The sequence below is a fragment of the uncultured Sphingomonas sp. genome, from assembly GCF_902806265.1.
Lineage (GTDB): Bacteria > Pseudomonadota > Alphaproteobacteria > Sphingomonadales > Sphingomonadaceae > Sphingomicrobium.
This window is the reverse complement of record NZ_CADCVZ010000005.1, coordinates 52,700-71,547: the sequence shown is the minus strand read 5'-3', so window position 1 is coordinate 71,547 and position 18,848 is coordinate 52,700. Positions and strand designations below refer to the sequence as shown.

Annotated in this window: 22 protein-coding genes; 7 read left to right on the top strand and 15 right to left on the bottom strand. The window is 67.6% G+C overall.

Annotated elements, in window-relative coordinates:
• The first annotated feature begins 290 nt into the window (after positions 1–290).
• Together QZX62_RS01750 and QZX62_RS01745 are read left to right on the top strand one after the other, a co-directional pair.
• Positions 291–464 carry a DUF465 domain-containing protein gene (locus QZX62_RS01750; RefSeq protein ID WP_294171679.1) on the top strand — a complete coding sequence of 58 codons (174 nt, stop codon included), beginning with the start codon at positions 291–293 and terminating at the stop codon, positions 462–464.
• 106 nt (positions 465–570) lie between these two features.
• Positions 571–1,578, top strand: coding sequence for a TerC family protein (locus QZX62_RS01745; RefSeq protein WP_294171678.1), 1,008 nt, complete (start codon positions 571–573; stop codon positions 1,576–1,578).
• Here the strand turns inward: QZX62_RS01745 and QZX62_RS01740 are convergent.
• The gene (locus tag QZX62_RS01740) at positions 1,575–1,856 is read right to left on the bottom strand and encodes an HNH endonuclease (RefSeq protein ID WP_294171677.1); all 282 of its coding nucleotides are present in this window, start codon (positions 1,854–1,856) and stop codon (positions 1,575–1,577) included. The genes QZX62_RS01745 and QZX62_RS01740 overlap by 4 nt on opposite strands.
• 22 nt (positions 1,857–1,878) lie before the next feature.
• Here QZX62_RS01740 and uvrB point away from each other — a divergent pair, with 22 nt between their 5' ends.
• Positions 1,879–4,071 carry an excinuclease ABC subunit UvrB gene (gene uvrB, locus QZX62_RS01735; protein ID WP_294171675.1) on the top strand — a complete coding sequence of 731 codons (2,193 nt, stop codon included), beginning with the start codon at positions 1,879–1,881 and terminating at the stop codon, positions 4,069–4,071.
• Between the two features lie 195 nt (positions 4,072–4,266).
• On the opposite strand, the gene QZX62_RS01730 is transcribed toward uvrB, so the two are convergent.
• The 9 genes from QZX62_RS01730 to QZX62_RS01690 form a co-directional block, all read right to left on the bottom strand.
• Positions 4,267–4,806 carry a vitamin K epoxide reductase family protein gene (locus QZX62_RS01730; protein WP_294171673.1) on the bottom strand — a complete coding sequence of 180 codons (540 nt, stop codon included), beginning with the start codon at positions 4,804–4,806 and terminating at the stop codon, positions 4,267–4,269.
• Positions 4,807–4,824: 18 nt separating this feature from the next.
• Positions 4,825–5,250 carry a hypothetical protein gene (locus QZX62_RS01725; protein ID WP_294171672.1) on the bottom strand — a complete coding sequence of 142 codons (426 nt, stop codon included), beginning with the start codon at positions 5,248–5,250 and terminating at the stop codon, positions 4,825–4,827.
• 51 nt (positions 5,251–5,301) lie between these two features.
• Positions 5,302–5,793, bottom strand: a complete 492-nt coding sequence (locus QZX62_RS01720; RefSeq protein ID WP_294171689.1) for a demethoxyubiquinone hydroxylase family protein — start codon at positions 5,791–5,793, stop codon at positions 5,302–5,304.
• 53 nt (positions 5,794–5,846) lie between these two features.
• Positions 5,847–6,338 carry a disulfide bond formation protein B gene (locus tag QZX62_RS01715; RefSeq protein ID WP_294171671.1) on the bottom strand — a complete coding sequence of 164 codons (492 nt, stop codon included), beginning with the start codon at positions 6,336–6,338 and terminating at the stop codon, positions 5,847–5,849.
• Positions 6,339–6,345: 7 nt separating this feature from the next.
• Positions 6,346–7,683, bottom strand: coding sequence for a S41 family peptidase (locus QZX62_RS01710; RefSeq protein WP_294171670.1), 1,338 nt, complete (start codon positions 7,681–7,683; stop codon positions 6,346–6,348).
• Positions 7,684–7,716: 33 nt separating this feature from the next.
• Complete coding sequence (locus tag QZX62_RS01705) at positions 7,717–8,805, bottom strand: peptidoglycan DD-metalloendopeptidase family protein (protein WP_294171669.1); 1,089 nt, start codon at positions 8,803–8,805, stop codon at positions 7,717–7,719.
• A 70-nt stretch (positions 8,806–8,875) separates the two neighbouring features.
• Entirely contained in the window at positions 8,876–9,298 is a 423-nt protein-coding gene (locus tag QZX62_RS01700) for a 23S rRNA (pseudouridine(1915)-N(3))-methyltransferase RlmH (RefSeq protein WP_294171668.1), read from the bottom strand.
• Entirely contained in the window at positions 9,299–9,679 is a 381-nt protein-coding gene (gene rsfS / locus QZX62_RS01695; RefSeq protein WP_294171688.1) for a ribosome silencing factor, read from the bottom strand.
• Positions 9,672–10,331, bottom strand: coding sequence for a nicotinate-nucleotide adenylyltransferase (locus tag QZX62_RS01690; RefSeq protein WP_294171687.1), 660 nt, complete (start codon positions 10,329–10,331; stop codon positions 9,672–9,674). Before QZX62_RS01690 ends, rsfS begins: the two co-directional genes overlap by 8 nt.
• A gap of 60 nt (positions 10,332–10,391) precedes the next feature.
• Here QZX62_RS01690 and QZX62_RS01685 point away from each other — a divergent pair, with 60 nt between their 5' ends.
• Positions 10,392–11,441: a DUF3667 domain-containing protein gene (locus tag QZX62_RS01685; protein WP_294171667.1), complete on the top strand. Its 1,050-nt coding sequence runs from the start codon at positions 10,392–10,394 to the stop codon at positions 11,439–11,441.
• Between the two features lie 10 nt (positions 11,442–11,451).
• On the opposite strand, the gene QZX62_RS01680 is transcribed toward QZX62_RS01685, so the two are convergent.
• Both QZX62_RS01680 and ftsH read right to left on the bottom strand, forming a co-directional pair.
• Entirely contained in the window at positions 11,452–11,799 is a 348-nt protein-coding gene (locus QZX62_RS01680; protein ID WP_294171666.1) for a hypothetical protein, read from the bottom strand.
• Between the two features lie 102 nt (positions 11,800–11,901).
• Positions 11,902–13,854 (bottom strand): ATP-dependent zinc metalloprotease FtsH, encoded by a 1,953-nt coding sequence (gene ftsH / locus QZX62_RS01675; protein ID WP_294171686.1) that lies wholly within the window; start codon positions 13,852–13,854, stop codon positions 11,902–11,904.
• Between the two features lie 218 nt (positions 13,855–14,072).
• Between ftsH and QZX62_RS01670 the strand changes: the two genes are divergently transcribed.
• The 3 genes from QZX62_RS01670 to QZX62_RS01660 all read left to right on the top strand — a co-directional run bounded on the left by QZX62_RS01670 (position 14,073) and on the right by QZX62_RS01660 (position 16,185).
• Entirely contained in the window at positions 14,073–14,309 is a 237-nt protein-coding gene (locus tag QZX62_RS01670; RefSeq protein ID WP_294171665.1) for a PilZ domain-containing protein, read from the top strand.
• Between the two features lie 292 nt (positions 14,310–14,601).
• A complete protein-coding gene (locus QZX62_RS01665; RefSeq protein WP_294171664.1) occupies positions 14,602–15,444 on the top strand; it encodes a serine hydrolase in 843 nt (280 codons plus the stop codon).
• A gap of 66 nt (positions 15,445–15,510) precedes the next feature.
• Positions 15,511–16,185 carry a protein-L-isoaspartate(D-aspartate) O-methyltransferase gene (locus tag QZX62_RS01660; protein ID WP_294171663.1) on the top strand — a complete coding sequence of 225 codons (675 nt, stop codon included), beginning with the start codon at positions 15,511–15,513 and terminating at the stop codon, positions 16,183–16,185.
• Here QZX62_RS01660 and tilS read toward each other — a convergent pair whose 3' ends face one another.
• The 3 genes from tilS to QZX62_RS01645 form a co-directional block, all read right to left on the bottom strand.
• Positions 16,186–17,166 carry a tRNA lysidine(34) synthetase TilS gene (tilS, locus tag QZX62_RS01655; protein ID WP_294171662.1) on the bottom strand — a complete coding sequence of 327 codons (981 nt, stop codon included), beginning with the start codon at positions 17,164–17,166 and terminating at the stop codon, positions 16,186–16,188.
• Positions 17,157–17,930 carry a tetratricopeptide repeat protein gene (locus QZX62_RS01650; protein WP_294171661.1) on the bottom strand — a complete coding sequence of 258 codons (774 nt, stop codon included), beginning with the start codon at positions 17,928–17,930 and terminating at the stop codon, positions 17,157–17,159. The genes tilS and QZX62_RS01650 overlap by 10 nt, the downstream gene beginning before the upstream one ends.
• 69 nt (positions 17,931–17,999) lie before the next feature.
• A complete protein-coding gene (locus QZX62_RS01645; RefSeq protein ID WP_294171660.1) occupies positions 18,000–18,785 on the bottom strand; it encodes a helix-turn-helix domain-containing protein in 786 nt (261 codons plus the stop codon).
• Positions 18,786–18,848 lie beyond the last annotated feature (63 nt).

Sequence of the window (18,848 nt, the reverse complement as noted above, 5' to 3'; positions counted from 1 at the left end):
TGACCATGCGGCAGTTTCTTTCGTTTCGGTTGCAGCGCTTCAAAGCGAGCAATCGGTACGCTCAGCCATTTCGGCGCTGCCGTCGCGGATCAGCGCTCTTGCCCTTGGGGGACAATCCGCTTACTTCTTTGCTTGCGGACCGGGCCCCTCTGGCACGCCGAAGCCGTTAGGCGACGAGTGTGTGATGTCGGACCGCATCGGATGATCCGATGTGATGGCCCGGCGCGACTTCCCGCCTCCAAGCACTCGGATCCTCCGATCGATCGCAAGCATCGAAGAGGAGACGGCACATGCATCCGCGACTTTATCGCTTAATCGAGGTTCACCAGCGCATCGACCGTGCCTTGCGCGACGAACAACGCCGCGGTCGGCCCGACCCGCTACGGGTGACCCAGCTCAACAAGCTCAAGCTGCGGGTCAAGGACTTGACCGGCCGCTTCCTGCGCAAGGGCGCGCTGGCCTGACCATGTCGCTTTCCAGCAGGCGCCGGTGTCTCAGGTGAACGGCTGCATGCTTGTAGCCTGAGGTCCGGCTCTGTCGGCGCGACCTGACCGCGAACAGGGTTGAACCATGGAATTTCTATTCACCGACTGGCTGGGCACCCCGGCCTGGTTCTGGCTGGCCTTTCTCGGCCTAGTAGTCGCGCTGACCGCCTTCGATCTCGGCATTCTCCACAAGGAGGACCGGGAAATGGGCATCGGCGAAAGCCTGAAGCTCAGCGCCTTTTACATCGGGGTGGCGCTGCTGTTCGGGGCGTGGGTCTGGGCCCAGCGCGGCGCCGAGCTCGGCATGCAATACTATACCGGCTTCTTCATCGAAAAGGCGCTGTCGATCGACAACGTCTTCGTGATCAGCCTCATATTCACCTACTTCGCCATCCCCGCGAAGTACCAGTACCGGGCGCTGCTGTGGGGCATCATCGCGGTGATCCTGCTGCGCGGGCTGATGATCGCGGGCGGTGCGGCGCTGGTCAGCCAGGCTTATTGGGTGCTGTACATTTTCGCGGCGTTCCTGGTGTTCACCGGCGTGAAGATGCTGTTCGCCGGCGACAAGCCGATGGACATCGAAGGCAACCCCGTCGTGCGCTGGATCGGCCGCCGCATGCGGGTGACCAAGGAACTGCACGCCCAGCACTTCTTCGTGCGCGTGCCCGACGAGAAGACCGGCCGGCTGGTGATCGCCGCGACGCCGCTGTTCCTGGCGCTGGTGGTGATCAACCTCGCCGACCTGGTGTTCGCGGTGGACTCGGTGCCGGCGATCTTCGCCATCACCACCGACACGTTCATCGTCTACACCTCGAACATCATGGCGATCCTGGGCCTGCGCGCGCTTTACTTCGCGCTGGCGGCGATGGTGCATCGCTTCCACTACCTCAAGTACGCGCTGGCCGTGGTGCTGGTGTTCATCGGCCTTAAGATTTTCGTGTCGGACTTTCTGCTCGGCGGCGACAAGTTCCCGCCGGTGCTGAGCCTGGGGGTGACCTTTGCCCTGATCGCGGCGGGGATCGGCTACTCGCTATGGAAGACCCGCGGCCAGGAGGAGCCGGACTGGCCCGCGCCGGCGCATGACAAGGCCTAGCGCTTGCGACGGGTCGGCGCGTGGAAGTCTGGCGGTTTGCGGGCGACCCAGCCCAGGAAGCGGCCGACCTCCGCGTCTGCCGCCAGGGCCGCGGGATCGTCGCCGATCTTGCCCAGTTCCGCATTGGAGAAGCGGGCGTGGAGCGTTCGGTGGCAGATCGGATGCACCGGCACCGTCGTTCGCCCGCCACGGCTCTTGGGCACAGGATGATGCTGCTCGACGCGGCGGCCCAGCGGGCGGGTGCACAGCCAGCAGCGTTCTTCGGTTGTTCCGTTCATCCCAGCGGACCATATAGGCGTGATGGGCATTCAGATCAGGACCAGCCTCGCCGAGCCGGAAACGGACGAGGCGTTCGTTCCGCATCGCCCGGCGCGGCCGGAAAAGGCGGAAGGCGGGCGGCCGTTCGTGCTGCGCTCGGAGTATGAGCCGGCCGGCGACCAGCCGACCGCGATCAAGGAGCTGACGGAGGCTGCGCTCGACGGCGAGAAGAGCCAGGTGCTGCTGGGCGTGACCGGCTCGGGCAAGACCTTCACCATGGCCAAGGTGATCGACACGCTGCAACGGCCGGCGCTGATCCTCGCGCCCAACAAGATCCTGGCGGCGCAGCTTTACGGCGAGTTCAAGAGCTTCTTTCCCGAGAACGCGGTCGAGTATTTCGTCAGCTACTACGACTATTACCAGCCCGAAGCCTACGTTCCGCGCACCGACACCTATGTCGAAAAGGAATCGTCGGTGAACGAGGCGATCGATCGGATGCGTCACTCGGCCACCCGCTCGCTGCTGGAGCGGGACGATGTGATCATCGTCGCCTCCGTCTCCTGCCTGTACGGCATCGGCTCGGTCGAGACTTATTCGGCGATGGTCTTCAGCCTCAAGAAAGGCGGTAGCGAGGACCAGCGCGAGGTGATCCGCAAGCTGGTCGCGCTGCAGTACAAGCGCAACGACCAGGCCTTCGCGCGCGGCAACTTCCGGGTGCGTGGGGACAGCCTGGAGATCTTCCCGTCACACTATGAGGACACCGCTTGGCGGGTCAGCTTCTTCGGCGACGAGATCGAGGAGATCGTCGAGTTCGATCCGCTGACCGGCAAGAAGATTGCGTCGCTGAGCAGCATCAAGGTCTATGCGAACAGCCACTATGTAACCCCCGGGCCGACGCTCAAGCAGGCGATGGGGGCGATCAAGCATGAGCTTGAGGAGCGGCTGAAGGAGCTGAACGCCGAAGGTCGCTTGCTGGAGGCGCAGAGGCTGGAGCAGCGGACCAACTTCGACCTGGAGATGATCGCCGCCACCGGCTCGTGCAACGGGATCGAGAACTACTCGCGCTTCCTCACCGGCCGGCTACCGGGCGACCCGCCGCCGACCTTGTTCGAGTATCTTCCGGATAATGCCCTGCTGTTCGTGGACGAAAGCCACCAGACGGTGCCGCAGATCGGCGCCATGGCGCGCGGCGACCACCGGCGGAAGATCACGCTCGCCGAATATGGCTTCCGCCTGCCGAGCTGCATCGACAATCGCCCGCTGCGCTTCAACGAATGGGACGCGATGCGCCCGCAGACCACCTTCGTGTCGGCAACGCCCGGCCCATGGGAGATCAACGAGACCGGCGGCGTGTTCAGCGAACAGGTGATCCGCCCGACCGGGCTGATCGACCCGCCGGTCGAGATCAAGCCGGTGGAGGACCAGGTCGACGATCTGGTGCACGAGGCCAAGCTTACGGCCAAGAAGGGCTACCGCACGCTGGTGACCACGCTCACCAAGCGGATGGCGGAGGACCTTACCGAGTATCTGCACGAGGCGGGCATGAAGGTCCGCTACATGCATTCGGACGTGGAGACGCTGGAGCGGATCGAGCTGATCCGCGACCTGCGCCTAGGCGTGTACGACGTGCTAGTCGGCATCAACCTGCTGCGCGAGGGGCTGGACATTCCCGAATGCGGGCTGGTGGCGATCCTCGACGCGGACAAGGAAGGCTTTCTGCGCTCGGAGACCTCGCTGATCCAGACCATCGGCCGGGCTGCGCGCAACGTCGAGGGCCGAGTGATCCTTTATGCCGACAGCGTCACCGGCTCCATGGAGCGCGCGCTCAACGAGACGGATCGCCGGCGCGAGAAGCAGGAGGAATACAACCGCCTGCACGGCATCACGCCCGAGACCATCAAGCGGCAGATCAGCGACATCATCGCGCACGTCTCGACCCGCGACGGCGTGGTGGTCGACACCGGCGATCCCGACACGCCGCACCTCGTGGGGCACAACCTGCGCGCATACATCGGCAGCCTGGAGGAACGCATGCGCAAGGCCGCCGCCGACCTCGAGTTCGAGGAAGCGGGTCGCCTTCGGGACGAGATCCGCAAGCTGGAAGAAGACGAACTCGGCATCCCCGACCACCAGCGCGCGGCGCCGCGGGTGGGGCACTCGACGGAGGGCAAGCCGGGGACGAGGAAGACGCGGTTTGGGAAAACGCAGCGCAAGTTCGGCGGCCAGCGGGCATAAAGGCGCTTGGGGCGGACGCTAACCATAAAGATTAGTTGCGGACCAAGATTCCCATTATATTATATTTTCATTTGCCAGCTTAGAGTCCTCTAGAAGGGCTTGGTGCCGCGCCGGTCAAGCCGGGCGACTCCTTGACATCCATGCTGAAGAGCTGCCGCGGGCAACGTAGCGGCACGATAGCTGGGATTGTCGTGCTTACCGTTGCGTTGTGGCGTCTTTGGTCCGGGCCCACATGCTGAGCCCGGCCCTTCCCGCTTCCGGAAGCGTCAGCGCAGCGGTCAAGGCCGTGATCCCCGTGGCGACCTGGCACCAGCTGCACAGGGCCTGGTTCTCCTGCCACTCTTCCCGGGCGAGGCGGACGCAGGTTACGAGATCGTAGAGCGCCTTACCGGCCGCGGCGAGCGGTAGCGCGGGGTTGTCGAGGGCGCGGTCCTTGCCGCCGGCGGCGGCCAGTGCCGCGGTCACGCCGTAGGTCACCGCCATCAACGTGCCATCGGGAGCCTGCAGCCGCCTGTAGGCATAATCTGAGGCGTCGACCTTTTCCGCGTCGAAGACACGGCCCGGGAGAATGTCCGGCAGGCGCTTCAACAACCCCGTCTGATAGGCGGCGACGATCATCCCAATGGCGCTGCCCGCGAAACTCAAGCCGATCGCCCAGCGGCGTCTTGTGAGGTCGGGTGAGGTTTCCTTGCGGAGCTCACGGCTGAGCACTGCAGGCGCAAGGGTGGTGGGCATATCGGGACTCTCCGCGCTCTACGGTGAGGGCGTAGCGCCCTGCTCGGCTTCGCGCTGCTCGGCGCGGGCCTGCTCGATGGCGCGGTCCAGGCAGCCGAGCTGGCCGGAGGGGCCGACGGCGTCGCAGCTGGACACGCGGCCGGTCGGCGTCATCACCTCGAAGGTGCGGGCGCGGGCGGCCCAGGCCTGGCGCGACTGGATGGCGCCGCCGCTGCGCAGCCGCTCGGGAATGCGGTAGCGCTCGGCCTCCGGCTTGCGGGCGCAGACCACCACCTCATCGTCGGTCGAGCGCGGGCAGGGGTCGGTGCCGTAGACGATGATCTCGGCGATGCGGTCGCCGCTGCCGCCGGTAACAGGGGCCGCGGTCTGCTGCGCCGCGAGCGGAGCGGCTGCGAGCAGCAAGGCGGACCCGGCGAGCCCCGCAACGAGAGTGGCTTTGAGCATGACGGTTCGTCCTTCCTTGGCAGGTCAACGGGCGAAGCCGCCGAGCGTTTCCTAGAACTTCTTGCTGAGCCCAATGGCGACGCGGCAGATGCCGCGGATGGCGGTGGTCAGCAGCGGGTAGGCGGGCGCGTTCAGCGCCCCGGCCTCCCGCGCGGTGTCGCGATGCTCCAGCTCCTCCGCCTGGAACTGGCGGATATCGGCGGCGAGCTCCGGATCGTCGTCGCCCAGTTGCCGCAGCTGCTCCTCATAGTGGAGGTCGATCTCCGTCTCGACCGCGTCGGTGCAGGCCATGGCGGCTTCTTCCGAAATGAGGGCGGTGACCGCGCCCAGCGCGAAGCCGCCGACGTGCCACAAGGGCGCGAGCAGAGTCGGGCGGACCCGGCGCTCGGCCATCAGCTGGTTGAAGCGGGCGAGGTGCCCCTCTTCCTGGCTCAGCATGTGGGTGACGAGGTGGGCGGCGGACGAGCTGCCGCGCAGCACGGCGAGCTGCCCGGCGTAGATGCGGGTCGCGCCATATTCGCCGGCCTGGTCGACGCGCAGCATGGCCGCGCGATCCACGCGGCGGTCGCCGGGGCGCCAGCCGGCCGGACGGGCGCTTAGCGGCGGCGCAGCGTCAGCCATGCGATGGCTCCTGCGGCAGACAAGGAGATAAGCGCGTTCCAGCCGGCCAGAGACAGGCCGAGAAAGGAGAACTGAACCTGGTCGCAGCGGATCAGCGGTGTCGCGAGAATGTCCTCGAGGGTGGCTGCCCCCGTCGCGCTGCAGTGGGTCAGCCCCTCCCACCAGCCGAGCTCGACTCCCGCATGGAACACGCCGATCGCGCCGGAGATCGCGATCGCGGCGGCCGCGAGCAGCACCAGCGGCCGCCGGGCGCGCCGGGCGAAGAAAGAGAGCCCGCCAAGCGCCAGCGCCGCCCACTGCGGATAGCGCTGCCAGAAGCACATCTCGCACGGGTACAGGCCGCCGAGATGTTGCGAGCCGAGCGCACCGGCGAGCAACGCACCGGGCACCAGGATCGCCAGCCATTGGGCGCGGCGCAGGCGGGCGTCGGCGGGGCTGATGCCGATGCTGCCCGGGCGCGCGTCCACCTGGGTTCTACGACCGCTTGGGCGCGGGCGCGGCCGCAGTGCGGGTCGCGCCACCCCCAAGCCGCTTCAAGGTCTGCAGCGCATAATGGAGCTGGAAGTCCTTGATGCCCTTCTTTTCCAGCTCGGCGGCAGTCATCGCGAAGCGCGGATCCTTCTCGTCGGCCTGCTCCAGCAGCTTGTCGTCGACCTTGTTTTGGCTGAGCAGGTGGCGGCGGAGGTCGGCCTCACGCACCACCTTGCGGCTCTTGTAGTCGGGGTCGCTGAGCTGCGGCACGTAGATGTCGGGGTCGATCCCGCCCGCCTGCACCGAGCGGCCGGACGGGGTGAAGTAGCGCGCGGTGGTGAGGCGCAGCGCGCTGTTCGCGTCGAGCTGGATCACGCTCTGAACCGAGCCCTTGCCGAAGCTCTTCTCGCCCATCACGATCGCGCGGCGCTGGTCCTGCAGTGCGCCGGCGACGATCTCGGCAGCGGAGGCGGAGCCCGCGTCCACCAGCACGACCACCGGCCGGCCGCCAGCAAGGTCGCCGGGCTTGGCATAGAAGCGCTCGATGTCCTGGCGCGCACGGCCGCGTTCGGAGACGATCTCGCCCCGCTCGAGGAAAGCGTCCGAAACCTGGATCGCCTGGTCGAGCAGCCCGCCGGGGTTGGAGCGCAGGTCGATGACGTAGCCGAGCGGCTTGCCGCCGGTTGCCTTGTCGATGGCGGTCAGCGCGGCTTCGGTCTGCTGGCCGACGTTGCCCGAGAAGCTGTTGATGTTGACGATGCCGACCCCGTCCTGGATCTCCCACTTGACCGGGCGCAGCACGATGCGCTCGCGGGTAAGAGAAACGTCGAACGGCTTGTCGCGGCCCGGGCGGACCAGCGTCAGGTTGATGCGGCTGCCGGGCGCGCCGCGCATCTTCTCGACCGCCTGATCGAGCTCAAGGCCGTAAAGCAGCTCGCCGTCGATGTGGGTGATGTAGTCGCCCGACTTCAGGCCGGCGCGGAAGGCAGGCGTGTCCTCGGTCGGGGTGATCACCTTGACGGTGCCGTCCTCCATGGTGACCGACAGGCCGAGGCCGCCGTAGTTGCCGTCGGTGGTGGTCTTGAGCTGCTGGAAGTCGGCGCCTTCCATGTAGCCGCTGTGCGGATCGAGCGCGGCAAGCATGCCGTCGATCGCGCCCTTGATCAGCGTGTGGTCGTCGACCGGCTCGACGTAGGAGGAGCGGACGCGCTCGAACACGCCCATGAAGTTCTCCAGCTCCTTGTAGGTGTCGACGTCGGCGGCAGCGAGCGAACTGGTGGCGACCGGCACCAGCGCGAGGGCGCCGACCAGGGCGAGCGGGGGAAGCAGCTTGCGGATCATGGGCGTTCGCGAGTCCTTGAAGGGGCCGGCAGTCTAGCTGGTGTCTCTGCCGTTGGACAGCAAGGCAGATGAACCCGCGATGAGGGCGGCGGGCTGCGGCGTGCCGTTGCGGGTCAGCTCCGCGGCGACCGGACCCAGCGCCCGGCCGAGCGGAGCTCCGCTCTTCACCCGGGCGCCCACCGCCAGGTCGGTGCGGACCTCGGTCAGCAGGGTCATCCAGCCCCGGCCATGGTCGATGATGACGATCCCGTCATGGCGGCGGAACGGCCCGGCGAAGGCGACCCGGCCCTCGGCGGGAGCAAGGACCGGCGCGCCGCGACGGCTGGCGAAGGTCAGCCCGCGCGAGCGGACGCCGGCCGGGGAGACTTCGAGCAGGCCGGTGCGCACCGGCCCGGCGACCGGGAGCCGCCAGCGGAGCGGCGGGTCCGGCGGGCGCGTGTCGGGGGCGATCGGCCGGGGCGGCGCTTCGGGCCAGCGCTGCAATTCGGCGGCCAGCCGGGCGGAGCTGCGGGCCGAGGCGGCACGATCGGCGAGTTGTTCGGCCTCGGCGGTCCGCGCCAGGGCCACGTCGCCAGCCTCCAGCGCGTCGCCGCCGAGCCGGGCGAAGCGGGCGTTGGCCTGTGCTTCCAGCTGGGCGAACCGGTCCTGACGAGCGCGCAACCGATCGCGGCCCTCGGCCAACCGGGTTCGGAGCGCTCCGGCTTCGGCAGCGAGGCGGCGGTCCTCCGCCAGTTGGCCGCGGAGTGCTGCGGTGCGGGCGCGGATCACGGGCAAGCTGGCGTCGAGCAATGCGCGGGCGGTGACGAACTCGCGCGGCGAGCTGCCGTCGGCGAGCGTCAGGAGCGGCGGGTGGCGGCCGAGGTGCGCCAGGCCGGCGAGGAGGAAGGCGGCGGGGCGCTGGCGCTCGGCCAGCTCGGCGGCGCGGCGCTGCAGTACCATTGCCACGGCGTGCGCCTCCGCTTCGGCCGCTGCCAGGTCCGCCTCGGCCGCGACGATCGCCTGGGCTGCCGCGGCCTGTTCCGCGCGGAGCCGGGCGGCCTCGCTCCCGGCACTCCGCGCTGCCGTCTCCAGCCGGGCGACTTCCCGCTGCGCCGCCTTCGCCTCGGCCCGTGCGGCGGTCACCGGATCGGCCGCTGAGAGTAGGACCGGGACGGCCAGCAGCAAGGGAACAAAGTGGCGGCTTCGCACCCGCTCAACCTTCACGATGATAGGGGTGGTTGGCAAGGATGGCGGTAGCGCGGAACAGCTGCTCGGCGAGCATCGCGCGGATCAGCAGGTGCGGCCAGGTGGCGGGGCCAAAGCTCAGCAGGCGGTCGGCGGACGCACGGCCCTCATCGCCATGGCCGTCCGCCGCGCCGATCAGGAAGCGGCATTCGCGCTTGCCGCGGTCGCGCCAGGCTTCGAGCAGGCGGGCGAAATCGGTCGAGCCGAGCGCTTCACCCCGTTCGTCCAGCGCAACAGTGACGCTATTCGGTAGCAGGGCGGGGAGGGCGCCGCCCCGCTCGGGCAGCTCAGTCAGCTTCGTTGGCCAAGTGATGCGCTTGAGGTATCGCTCGACCAGCTCAGCTTCGGCTGAGCGGCCGATCTTGCCGCGGGCGACGATGTGGAGGAGCACCTAGGGCGCAGCGGTTCCGCCCGCCGCCTGCCGCGGCGCCTCATCGCCGAACGCCCACATCCGCTCGAGATTGTAGAAGGTCCGCACCTCGGGCCGGAACAGGTGAACGATGACGTCGTCGGCGTCGATCAGCACCCAGTCTGCGGTCGGCAGGCCTTCGACCCGGACGATCTTGCCATGGTCCCGCTTAAGCTTGTCGGCGAGCTTGGTGGCCATGCTGGCGACCTGGCGGGTCGAGCGGCCGGACGCGATCACCATGTGATCGGCGATGCTGGACTTACCGGCCAGCGGGATGGTGACGACTTCCACTGCCTGGTCGTCGTCCAGCGACTGGAGGACGGAGCGGTGAAGGTCTTCAACGGCGGGTGCCGCGTCAGGGATGTCGTCGGCCAAGAGGTCTCCTGTTGCTGGTGAGGCCGGTGCCAAGCGAGTGTGCCGGTGGGCGGCCAGGGTCGCGAAGGTGCCAGTCGGGATCGAGCGCACGCAGGGCGGTGGCGGAGGTCCGGTCGGGCGGAAGCCTCGGAAACGTGATCGCCGGTGCACTCCAACGCGTCCAGTTCAGTGCCTGGCTGCGAGGACGGACGAAGCGCCGCAGCCAGCCCATCGCGTGCGCCGCGCGGACCTCGTCACCATAACCGGGACGCGACAGAACGGCAATCGGCAGCAATCGCGCCAGCCCGCGCCAATGTTTCCAGCGATGGAACTGCGGCAGCGTGTCCTCACCCATCAGCCAGATGAAGCGGTGGCGTGGATAACGGGCAAGCAGCAACGACAGGGTGTCGGCCGTGTAGCGGGTGCCGGTCCGCGCCTCGAAATCGCTGACCCGGATTGGGGCACGCCGTGCCTGCTGCCGCGCTGAGGCGAACCGGGCGGGGAAGGGCGCCATATCGGCCGCGGGCTTGAGCGGGTTGCCGGGACTGACCAGCCACCAGACCTCGTCCAGCCCGAGCGCCGCCATGGCCGCCAGGCTCATCCGCCGATGCCCGCGGTGCGCCGGGTTGAAGCTTCCCCCAAGAAGGCCGATGCGCCGCACGGGCGGGGGTCTAGCAGCCACGGTCCGGCTCTGTCATGTATCGTGCAGGGGTGCATGCGGATGAACGGTGTGGAGCCGCTGGCGGATGCCGTAACGGGCGGGGTGGTCGGGCGGGCGGTCGAGCCGCCGGCCGGCGAGGTCGCTCGGGACGGGCACACGACCGAGCGCAACTGCCTCAACTGCGAAACGCCGCTGGTCGGCGATTATTGCCACAGCTGCGGGCAGCGCGGGCATGTGCATCGTTCGTTGCATGCGTTCGGCCATGACCTGCTGCACGGCGTCTTCCATTTCGAGGGCAAGATCTGGCGCACCCTGCCGCTGCTGGCGTGGCGCCCGGGCGAGTTGACACGGCGTTACATCGAGGGGCAGCGCGCGACCTTCGTCTCGCCGATCGCCTTGTTCCTGTTCTGCGTGTTCCTGATGTTCGCGGTGCTGAGCCTGACGGGCATGCTGAGCACCGCGTCGGGCGACAACATCCGAGAAGGGATCGCCAATTCGGCTCAGGAGCAGCGGGCGCTGATCGCCCGGCTCGAGGCCGAGCGCGCGACGGCCATGTCCCGAGAGCTTCCAACCGCGGAGATCGATCGCAAGCTTCGCGGTGCCCGCGACGACCTACAAGTCACGGAGGCCTTCCGCGACCGGGGCGTGCTGGAGATCAACCCGGCGGATGAACAGGCGACGATCGCGCCCTGGCTCAAGGGACCGATCGAGAAGGTCGCCAAGAACCCGGACCTGCTATTCTACAAGCTGAAGACCAATGCCTACAAATTCAGCTGGATGCTGATCCCGCTGAGCGTGCCCTTCATGTGGCTGTTGTTCCCGTTCAGCCGCCGGTACCGGATGTACGACCATACGGTGTTCGTCACCTATTCGCTGTGCTTCATGACTCTGCTGGCTATCATCGGAGCGGTGCTGATGAAGGCGGAGCTAAGCAACGCTGCCGGGCTGCTGTGGCTGATCGTGCCTGTGCATTGGTATCGGCAGCTCAAGGGCGCCTACCAGCTCAGCCGGGTGGGAGCGCTGTGGCGGACGGCCGCGCTGGTCCTGATCACGGCGGTGACCACGACTTTCTTCCTGTTGATCCTGCTCGGCCTCGGGATTTTCGACTAGGGTCTGGACCCTAAGCCTTGCAGGGGTACTTGATCGCGAGGATTCGGTTCGTCGCTTCGCCCATATCGATCCGTGCGCGCTCGCTCTGGGGAATGGCGCTCAACCGCTTCATGAATTCATCGGAGTTCATGTTCCCCGGTCCCGGCGGCGGGCAGTAGCGGGGCTTGCCACCCGCCTTCACGGCCACCAGCCGCTGTGCTCGCGCACGCTCACCGGCAGCCCTGCCTTCGCCCATCAACGTTTTGATCTCGCCGCGCGAGAAGATCGCCATCGCCCCTTTTTTCTGAAGAGCAGTGGCCCGGCGATGGAACGTCTCGGCGTTCATCGACTGGGCCGACGCGGCGGCGGGAACCAGCAACAGGCCAGCAGCGGCAAGTGTCATCAAACGCAAAACAACCTCCCCTTCGTCACGAGCGCGCGAAGAAGGGGAGTTTGCAATGAATGGAGGTTTAACGAAAGCCTAAATGCCGGCGGGAGCCGCGCCGCCCAGTCCCGTCGAGGGACGCCGGCTCTTGGGAATGGACGAGCCCGCCGTCGGAATCACCGGCTTGTGGCTGGCACCGCGGTCGATGCTTCCGCCTTCCAGCACCGCCTTGATCTCGTCACCCGACAGCGTCTCATATTCGAGCAGCGCCTTGGCCAGCGTCTCCAGCTCGTCGCGGTGGTCGTTGAGCAGGGTGGTCGCCCGCTCGTAGCCGCTGTCGACGAGGCGGCGGATCTCCTTGTCGATCAGCTGCGCCGTCTCGTTGGACATCTGCCGCTGCCGATTCATCGAGTAGCCGAGGAACACCTCCTCGTCCGCTTCCGCATATTGCAGAGGGCCGAGCGTGTCGGACATGCCCCAGCGGGTCACCATGTCGCGGGCGAGGCCGGTGGCGTACTGGATGTCGGAGGACGCGCCGGAGCTGACCTTGTCGTAGCCGAACACCACCTCTTCGGCGACGCGCCCGCCCATGGCCACGGCCAGGTTGGCGTACATCTTGTCACGGTGATAGCTGTAGTTGTCGCGCTCCGGCAGTCGCATCACCATGCCCAGTGCGCGGCCGCGCGGGATGATGGTGGCCTTGTGGATCGGGTCGGACGCCGCCTCGTGCAGGGCGACGATCGCATGGCCGGCCTCATGATAGGCGGTCATGCGCTTCTCGTCCTCGGTCATGACCATGGACTTGCGCTCGGTGCCCATCATAACCTTGTCCTTGGCTTCTTCGAACTCCTGCATGGCGACCAGCCGCTTGCCCTTGCGCGCCGCCAGCAGCGCCGCCTCGTTGACGAGGTTGGCGAGGTCCGCGCCCGAGAAACCAGGCGTGCCCCGGGCGATGACGCGCGGGTCGACATCAGGTGCGAGGGGCACCTTCTTCATGTGCACGCCCAGGATCTGCTCGCGCCCGTCGATGTCGGGACGGGGCACGACCACCTGGCGGTCGAAGCGGCCCGGGCGCAGCAGCGCAGGGTCCAGCACGTCCGGCCGGTTGGTGGCCGCGATGATTATGATGCCTTCATTGGCTTCGAACCCGTCCATCTCGACCAGCAGCTGATTTAGCGTCTGCTCGCGCTCGTCGTTGCCGTTGCCGAGGCCCGCGCCGCGGTGCCGGCCGACTGCGTCGATCTCGTCGATGAAGACGATGCATGGCGCCGACTTCTTGGCCTGCTCGAACATGTCGCGGACGCGGCTGGCGCCGACGCCGACGAACATCTCGACGAAGTCGGAGCCCGAGATGGTGAAGAAGGGCACGCCCGCCTCACCCGCGATGGCGCGGGCGAGCAGGGTCTTGCCGGTGCCGGGCGAGCCGACCAGCAGCGCGCCCTTGGGGATCTTGCCGCCCAGCCGCGCGAACTTGCCGGGATCCTTGAGGAACTCGACGATCTCGTGGAGCTCCTCACGGGCCTCGTCGATGCCGGCCACGTCCGCGAAGGTCACGCGGCCGTGCTTCTCCGTCAGCATCTTGGCGCGGCTTTTGCCGAAGCCCATGGCGCCGCCACCGGCGTTCTTCTGCATTTGCCGCATGATGAAGAAGCTGACGCCCAGGATCAGGATGAAGGGCAGCGACTGAACCAGCAGGATCCACCAGAAGCTGGTCTGCTCGGCTTCCCTGGCCTGGACCTGCACGCCCCGCTGGATCAGCCGCTCGGTCACCTGAGCGTCGCTGGGGGCCGTGGTACGAAAGGCATTCCCATTGGCGAGCTTGCCGCTGATCACCTGGGTACCGGTCGCTCCGGTCGCGGTGGTGACCTGGCGAACGTTGCCTTCATCGACCTGCCGAACGAAATCGGAGTAGGCGATCGACTCGCCTGCCGCCGCGCGGCTGCCGCCGTCGATCATCTGGGCGAACAGCACCAGCCCAAACAGCACCGCCGCCCAAATCATCAGGCTCTTGGTCCAGGGATTGCCGGGCTTCTTGTCCTTGTCGTTCATGCGGGCGTCCGTGTGCTCGAGTTGCTCTCGCAAGATAAGGGCGGACCGGTGAATAACAATGGAACAGCTAGGCGTGCCCAGCCGCCGTTTAGGCGCTTCATCCTTACCTCGCGGTTTACCCTATCTGGCAAGCTAGTTCCAATAAACGCGCGGTAAATGTCGGCTATACGACGCTGGGGAGCAGAACCATGAGACAGTCATCATTATCGGAGCGACGGTTGAGACACGCAGTGCAGCTCGACGCGCGGATCGTTCGCGCATCAGGCGAACTGCTGAGCACGCGGGTGCTGGATTTGTCCTTGGACGGCTGCAAAGTCGATGCCGAGCTGCGCATCGGGGAGCAGATCGAGGTCACGATCGCGCGGCTGGGTGCCTTCCTGGCCATCGTCCGCTGGTCCACGTGCGGCAAGTCGGGCACTCGGTTCTTGCGCAAAGACGCGCGCGTCGGACGATAGCGGCGCTGATCCGCCGGCTGCGCGCCACGCACGCCGCGGCCGCAGTCTGGTGTAAGCTTCTTGCCAGCACGCTGGACGTCTCGCGAACCGTCGGCCAGCAGCGCCGTTTAATGGTGCGACGCTAATCGAGTTGGCCCGGCGCGGCAGAGCGGTTAATCGCAGCGACAGCTGACTTGCGGAGAAGATGCACGGGCGCCCATGTTCCGGCATGGGGCAGCTTGGATCCTTAAGGAACCGTTAGCTTCCGCTGGGCGATAAGCTGTCGGTTGCACTTCTCACGCGGGAGACGAGATTGCGCCTTCTTGCCTTGTTCTGCTGGTTGTCGGCGCTGGTGGCCCAGCCCGCCTGGGCCGCGACTTCCACGAGCCTGCAGCCTCTCGAACAGCAGCTGGCCACGCTGCTGGCGAGCAAGTCCGGCGACTACGGGGTGGCGGCACTGGATCTCGACACCGGGGAGACGGTTAACGTCAACGGCTACCGCGCCTTTCCCATGGCCAGCACGGTCAAGGTGGCGGTCGCCGCCGCCTATCTCGCGCAGGTCGACCATGGCCGACGCTCGCTCAACGACCGCATCGGCAGCAGCTCGGCCCGGCAGCTGATCGAGGCCATGCTGATCCGCAGCAGCAATCCCGCGACGGACGCCTTGATCCGCGACCTGGGCGGTCCCTCGGCGGTGCAGACGTGGATCAACTTCCACAAGCTCAGCAACATTCGCATCGACCGCACCATCGCCCGCCTGCTCGCCGATCCGCGCGACCTGTGGGACGTGCGCGATTCCTCCACGCCGATGGCGATGGTGGCGATGCTGAAGCAGCTTGATCGCGGCAAGCTGCTGTCGCCGGCCAGCCGCCAATATCTGCTGGGCACCATGGCCCGCTGCGCCACCGGCAAGAACCGCATCCGCGGCCTGCTGTCGCCGTGGACGCCAGTGGCGCACAAGACGGGCACGCTCAACAACTATACCAGCGACGTGGGCTACATCACCCTGCCTGACGGGCGACGGCTGGCAGTGGCGTTTTTCGCCCGGGGCGGGAGCGACCGGCCCCGGGGAATCGCGGAAGCGGCGCGGACAATCTACGATGGGTTCGCGACCATGATCCGTCGCCCGTTCACCACCGTGCTCGGCGCCAACTAACCCGGCCTGCTCTCCTGCGGGAACGCCCGCCGTATCCGACCCGTTCGGGTGGCAGGAGGCCGTTCCATGAAGCCGATGACCGAGCAGCACCTGGCGATCCTCCGCCGGCACATGGTCGAAATCATCGACATGCACTTCGACCTCGCCGAGGAGGAGATCGGCCGGGATGCGCTCGATTCCGGGGTGCGGCGGGCAGTAGCCGACGTGCCGCGCCACCTGTTCGTGCCCGAGCCGCTGGCGGCGCTGGCTTACCAGGATACGCCCTTGCCGATTGGGTTCGACAAGACGCTGTCGCAGCCGTTCATCGGCGCGCTGATGATCCACCTGCTCGAACCGGAGCCGGGAATGAGCGTGCTTGAGGTCGGGACCGGGCTCGGCTACCAGGCGGCGGTCATGGCCGAGATGGGCTTGCGGGTGTTCAGCGTGGAGATTGTGGAAGAATTCGCCGAGGCTGCCGGAGTGCGTTTTGCAGCGCTCGGCCACGCGGTGGATGTGCGGGTCGGGGACGGCACGCGCGGCTGGCCCGAACATGCGCCGTTCGACCGCATCCTCGTCACCGCCGCCGCGCCCGAGCCGCCGCCGGCGCTGGTTGAGCAGCTGACGCCCGGCGGGCGGCTGGTCATGCCGCTTGGAAACAAGGAAGTGCAGCAACTGAGTGTGGTCGACAAGGATGACGGGGGCAACGCCACGACTCGCGACATCATGTCCGTGCGCTTCACCCAGCTTGAAGCGATGAGCTGATCAGCGGCGGGGCGGTGCGCGCTCGAACTGCCACTCGCTCCCCCCGCGGCAAACGGCGCCTCGCAGGGTAGCCGTGCCGCCACCCTCCAGCACCGATAAGAGGTGCACGACCTCGCGCCCGCGCGGCGGGTCGTCTGCAATGCTGTCATCAAGGAACAGCAGAGCGTCGACCAAGACGCGGCGGCGGATCTCGCGCGGCGTGTCTCGCGCCGGCCGGTAGCGGACCCGGTCGGCCGTATAACGGACCCGCTTAAGCCACTCCTGATGGGTGGCCCACTCCAGCGCCTCTTCCGCCTCGGCCAAGTGAGCCGCACTGCGGGCAACGGCCTCAGGGTCCAGCATGTCGCTGCTCTTCAGCGCCTGGCGAAGCCGCACCCGGTCGAAGCGCGGATCCCGGTTGCTGGAGTCCTCGACCGGGCGGATGCCGGCTGCGGCGCAGATCGCCTGCAACTCAATTCGACGCCAGGCCAGCAGCGGACGGATCAGGCGGCCGCCGTCTTCGGTCGGCAGCAGGCCGCTGGCCCGTACGCCTGCCAAGCCGGACACGCCCGAGCCGCGATTGAGCCGCATCAGCAGGGTCTCGGCCTGATCGTCGAGGTGGTGAGCGGTAGCGATCGCGGCCAGCCCGCGAATGCGCATCCAGTCGCCTAGCGCCTCGTAGCGGACGGCGCGGGCGGCTGCCTGAAGGTTGCCCGCGGAAGGAACTTCGACCTCTAACGTCTCGTGCCTGACCGCGAGTTCCGCGCAGAGTTCGCGCACCATCCTTGCCTCTGCCGCGCTTTCGAGCCGCAGTCTGTGGTCCACGGTGGCGGCTTCGACGTCGCCCGGGCGAGCGGTGGAAGCAAGGAGCAGCAAGGCCATGCTGTCCGGACCGCCCGAGACCGCCACTCCAAGCCGCTTGCAGTCCGGGTCGAGTGCGCTCAGGTCCCGGTTGAAGCGGGTGACGAGGGCCGGGTCGATCGCGTTCTGGTTTACCGGCAACCAGCCCGACTCTTCGCGCCTGGCAGGAGCGTCTTCAGCTCGCCGCGCATGTTGTCGCCATAGACCTCCTCCAGCTCGGCATAGGCCTTGCAGGCCTGGCTCGTCTGCTTGAGCGCGACCAGCGACTGGCCGAGATAGAACAGGCTGTCGGGCGCGCGTTCGCCCTTGGGGTTGCCGCGATAGTTGGCGAGCAGCGCCTCCGCGGCGGCCCGTGGCTGACCGCTGTCCAGCAGCGCACGGCCGACCAGGTTGTTGGCCCAGCTCACCCGGCGGTGGTTTGGGAAGGCGGACGCCATGGCGCGCAGTGCGGTGACCGCCTGGTCGTACTTCTTCTGCTGCCACAGCTGGTAGCCAACGTCGTACGCCGCCTCTCCGTCCGCCTCGAAATTGCCGCTTGCGGGCGGCAGGCTGGGCGCTCCGCTGATCGCGGGCGGTCCGCTGACGGGGATCGTCGGCCGGACCGGCGCGGGCGTGCCCGCTTCCTGCGCCCGGTTGCGACGGTCCTGCTCCGACCGGACGTCGTTCAGCTGCGCTTCCGCCGCGGCAAGGCGCTGGCTGATCTCCCCATTGGCGCGCAGGACTTCGGTGAGCTGGTTCTCAAGATTGGTTATACGGTTGGCCTGGATCGCCGCGACTGCCTGCCCGGCCGCCACCTGCTGCTCCAGGCGGTAGATGCGGTCGACCGGACGCAGCTGCTGTTGCTGCTGCGCCGCTGCCGGAGCGGCGAGAGTGATGGCGAGAGCGGTAGTAACAAGAAGGCGCATGGGGGTCTCGATCGGTCCTGTAGAAGGTCGCTGGCTTTGGTCAGCCCTGCTCCATTGCGCCGCGATGAACTAAGGCGCTGCAGCGGGCGGTGGAGCGGGCGGCGTTGCCGCGCCGCCACGCATCAGGTCGGCGGGGAGCAGGCTGACGTCGCGCACAGTGGTGCCTGAGCCAACGGAGGGCGCGTCGGCGGTCCCAACCGAGATGCGCAACGCCTCAGGCTTGCCGGTCTTGAGCAGGGGAGCGGTCGCGTCGGCGGGAAGCTGATAGCTCTGCCCGGCGGCCAGTTCCCCTTGGAAGAGGGAGGTGCCGTCCTGCTGGTAGACCTGGAGCCAGGCAGGTTCGTTGGCGGTGATGACCACCGGGCCGCTGGGGCTGCTTGCCGGAGCGGCGGCTGGCGCCGGTCCGGTCGCCGCCGCTTGGCTTGCCGCCGCCGCGGGGGGATCGTCGGGTCCGGTCAGCTCCCGCTGGCGCGCCCACAGCAGGCCGGCGACCACCGCGATCACCCCGATCACGGCAACGATCACCAGCCAGCGCGGCATAACCCGCGCCGGATCAGCCGGCTCGAACACTTCGGAGGCTGCCGGCTTGGTGCTGTAGCCGGCCATCTCGGCCCGGAGCGCCTCGCCGATCTCGTTGCGGTCGAGGCCAACTGCGCTGGCGTAGCTCTTGGCGAAGCCGACGGAGTAGGTGGTGGCGGGCAGGCGGCTCCAGTCGCTCGCCTCCAGGCTTTCCAGATGCCGCGTGGGTATGCGGGTGCGGGCGGCGACGTCCTCCAGGCTTGCGCCTTGCTGCTCACGCGCGGCCCTCAGTCGTTCGCCGACCCTAGCCCCAGTCCCGCCGTCCGCTTCAACCATGCTTTCCCTGCCCCAAGCCGGTGTTGGCGCCTTGTCGAAGCGGAAGCGAGCACTGTCAACGGC

Excerpts from the sequence above, each read along its gene's own strand:
- ftsH (WP_294171686.1), bottom strand. The coding sequence starts at position 13,854 with ATGAACGACAAGGACAAGAAGCCCGGCAATCCCTGGACCAAGAGCCTG.
- QZX62_RS01660 (WP_294171663.1), top strand. The coding sequence starts at position 15,511 with ATGAAGCCGATGACCGAGCAGCACCTGGCGATCCTCCGCCGGCACATG.
- QZX62_RS01745 (WP_294171678.1), top strand. The coding sequence starts at position 571 with ATGGAATTTCTATTCACCGACTGGCTGGGCACCCCGGCCTGGTTCTGG.
- QZX62_RS01740 (WP_294171677.1), bottom strand. The coding sequence starts at position 1,856 with ATGAACGGAACAACCGAAGAACGCTGCTGGCTGTGCACCCGCCCGCTG.
- QZX62_RS01720 (WP_294171689.1), bottom strand. The coding sequence starts at position 5,793 with ATGCTGCGCGTCGACCAGGCCGGCGAATATGGCGCGACCCGCATCTAC.
- QZX62_RS01710 (WP_294171670.1), bottom strand. The coding sequence starts at position 7,683 with ATGATCCGCAAGCTGCTTCCCCCGCTCGCCCTGGTCGGCGCCCTCGCG.
- QZX62_RS01645 (WP_294171660.1), bottom strand. The coding sequence starts at position 18,785 with ATGGTTGAAGCGGACGGCGGGACTGGGGCTAGGGTCGGCGAACGACTG.
- uvrB (WP_294171675.1), top strand. The coding sequence starts at position 1,879 with ATGGGCATTCAGATCAGGACCAGCCTCGCCGAGCCGGAAACGGACGAG.
- QZX62_RS01750 (WP_294171679.1), top strand. The coding sequence starts at position 291 with ATGCATCCGCGACTTTATCGCTTAATCGAGGTTCACCAGCGCATCGAC.
- QZX62_RS01685 (WP_294171667.1), top strand. The coding sequence starts at position 10,392 with ATGAACGGTGTGGAGCCGCTGGCGGATGCCGTAACGGGCGGGGTGGTC.
- QZX62_RS01650 (WP_294171661.1), bottom strand. The coding sequence starts at position 17,930 with ATGCGCCTTCTTGTTACTACCGCTCTCGCCATCACTCTCGCCGCTCCG.
- QZX62_RS01730 (WP_294171673.1), bottom strand. The coding sequence starts at position 4,806 with ATGCCCACCACCCTTGCGCCTGCAGTGCTCAGCCGTGAGCTCCGCAAG.
- QZX62_RS01725 (WP_294171672.1), bottom strand. The coding sequence starts at position 5,250 with ATGCTCAAAGCCACTCTCGTTGCGGGGCTCGCCGGGTCCGCCTTGCTG.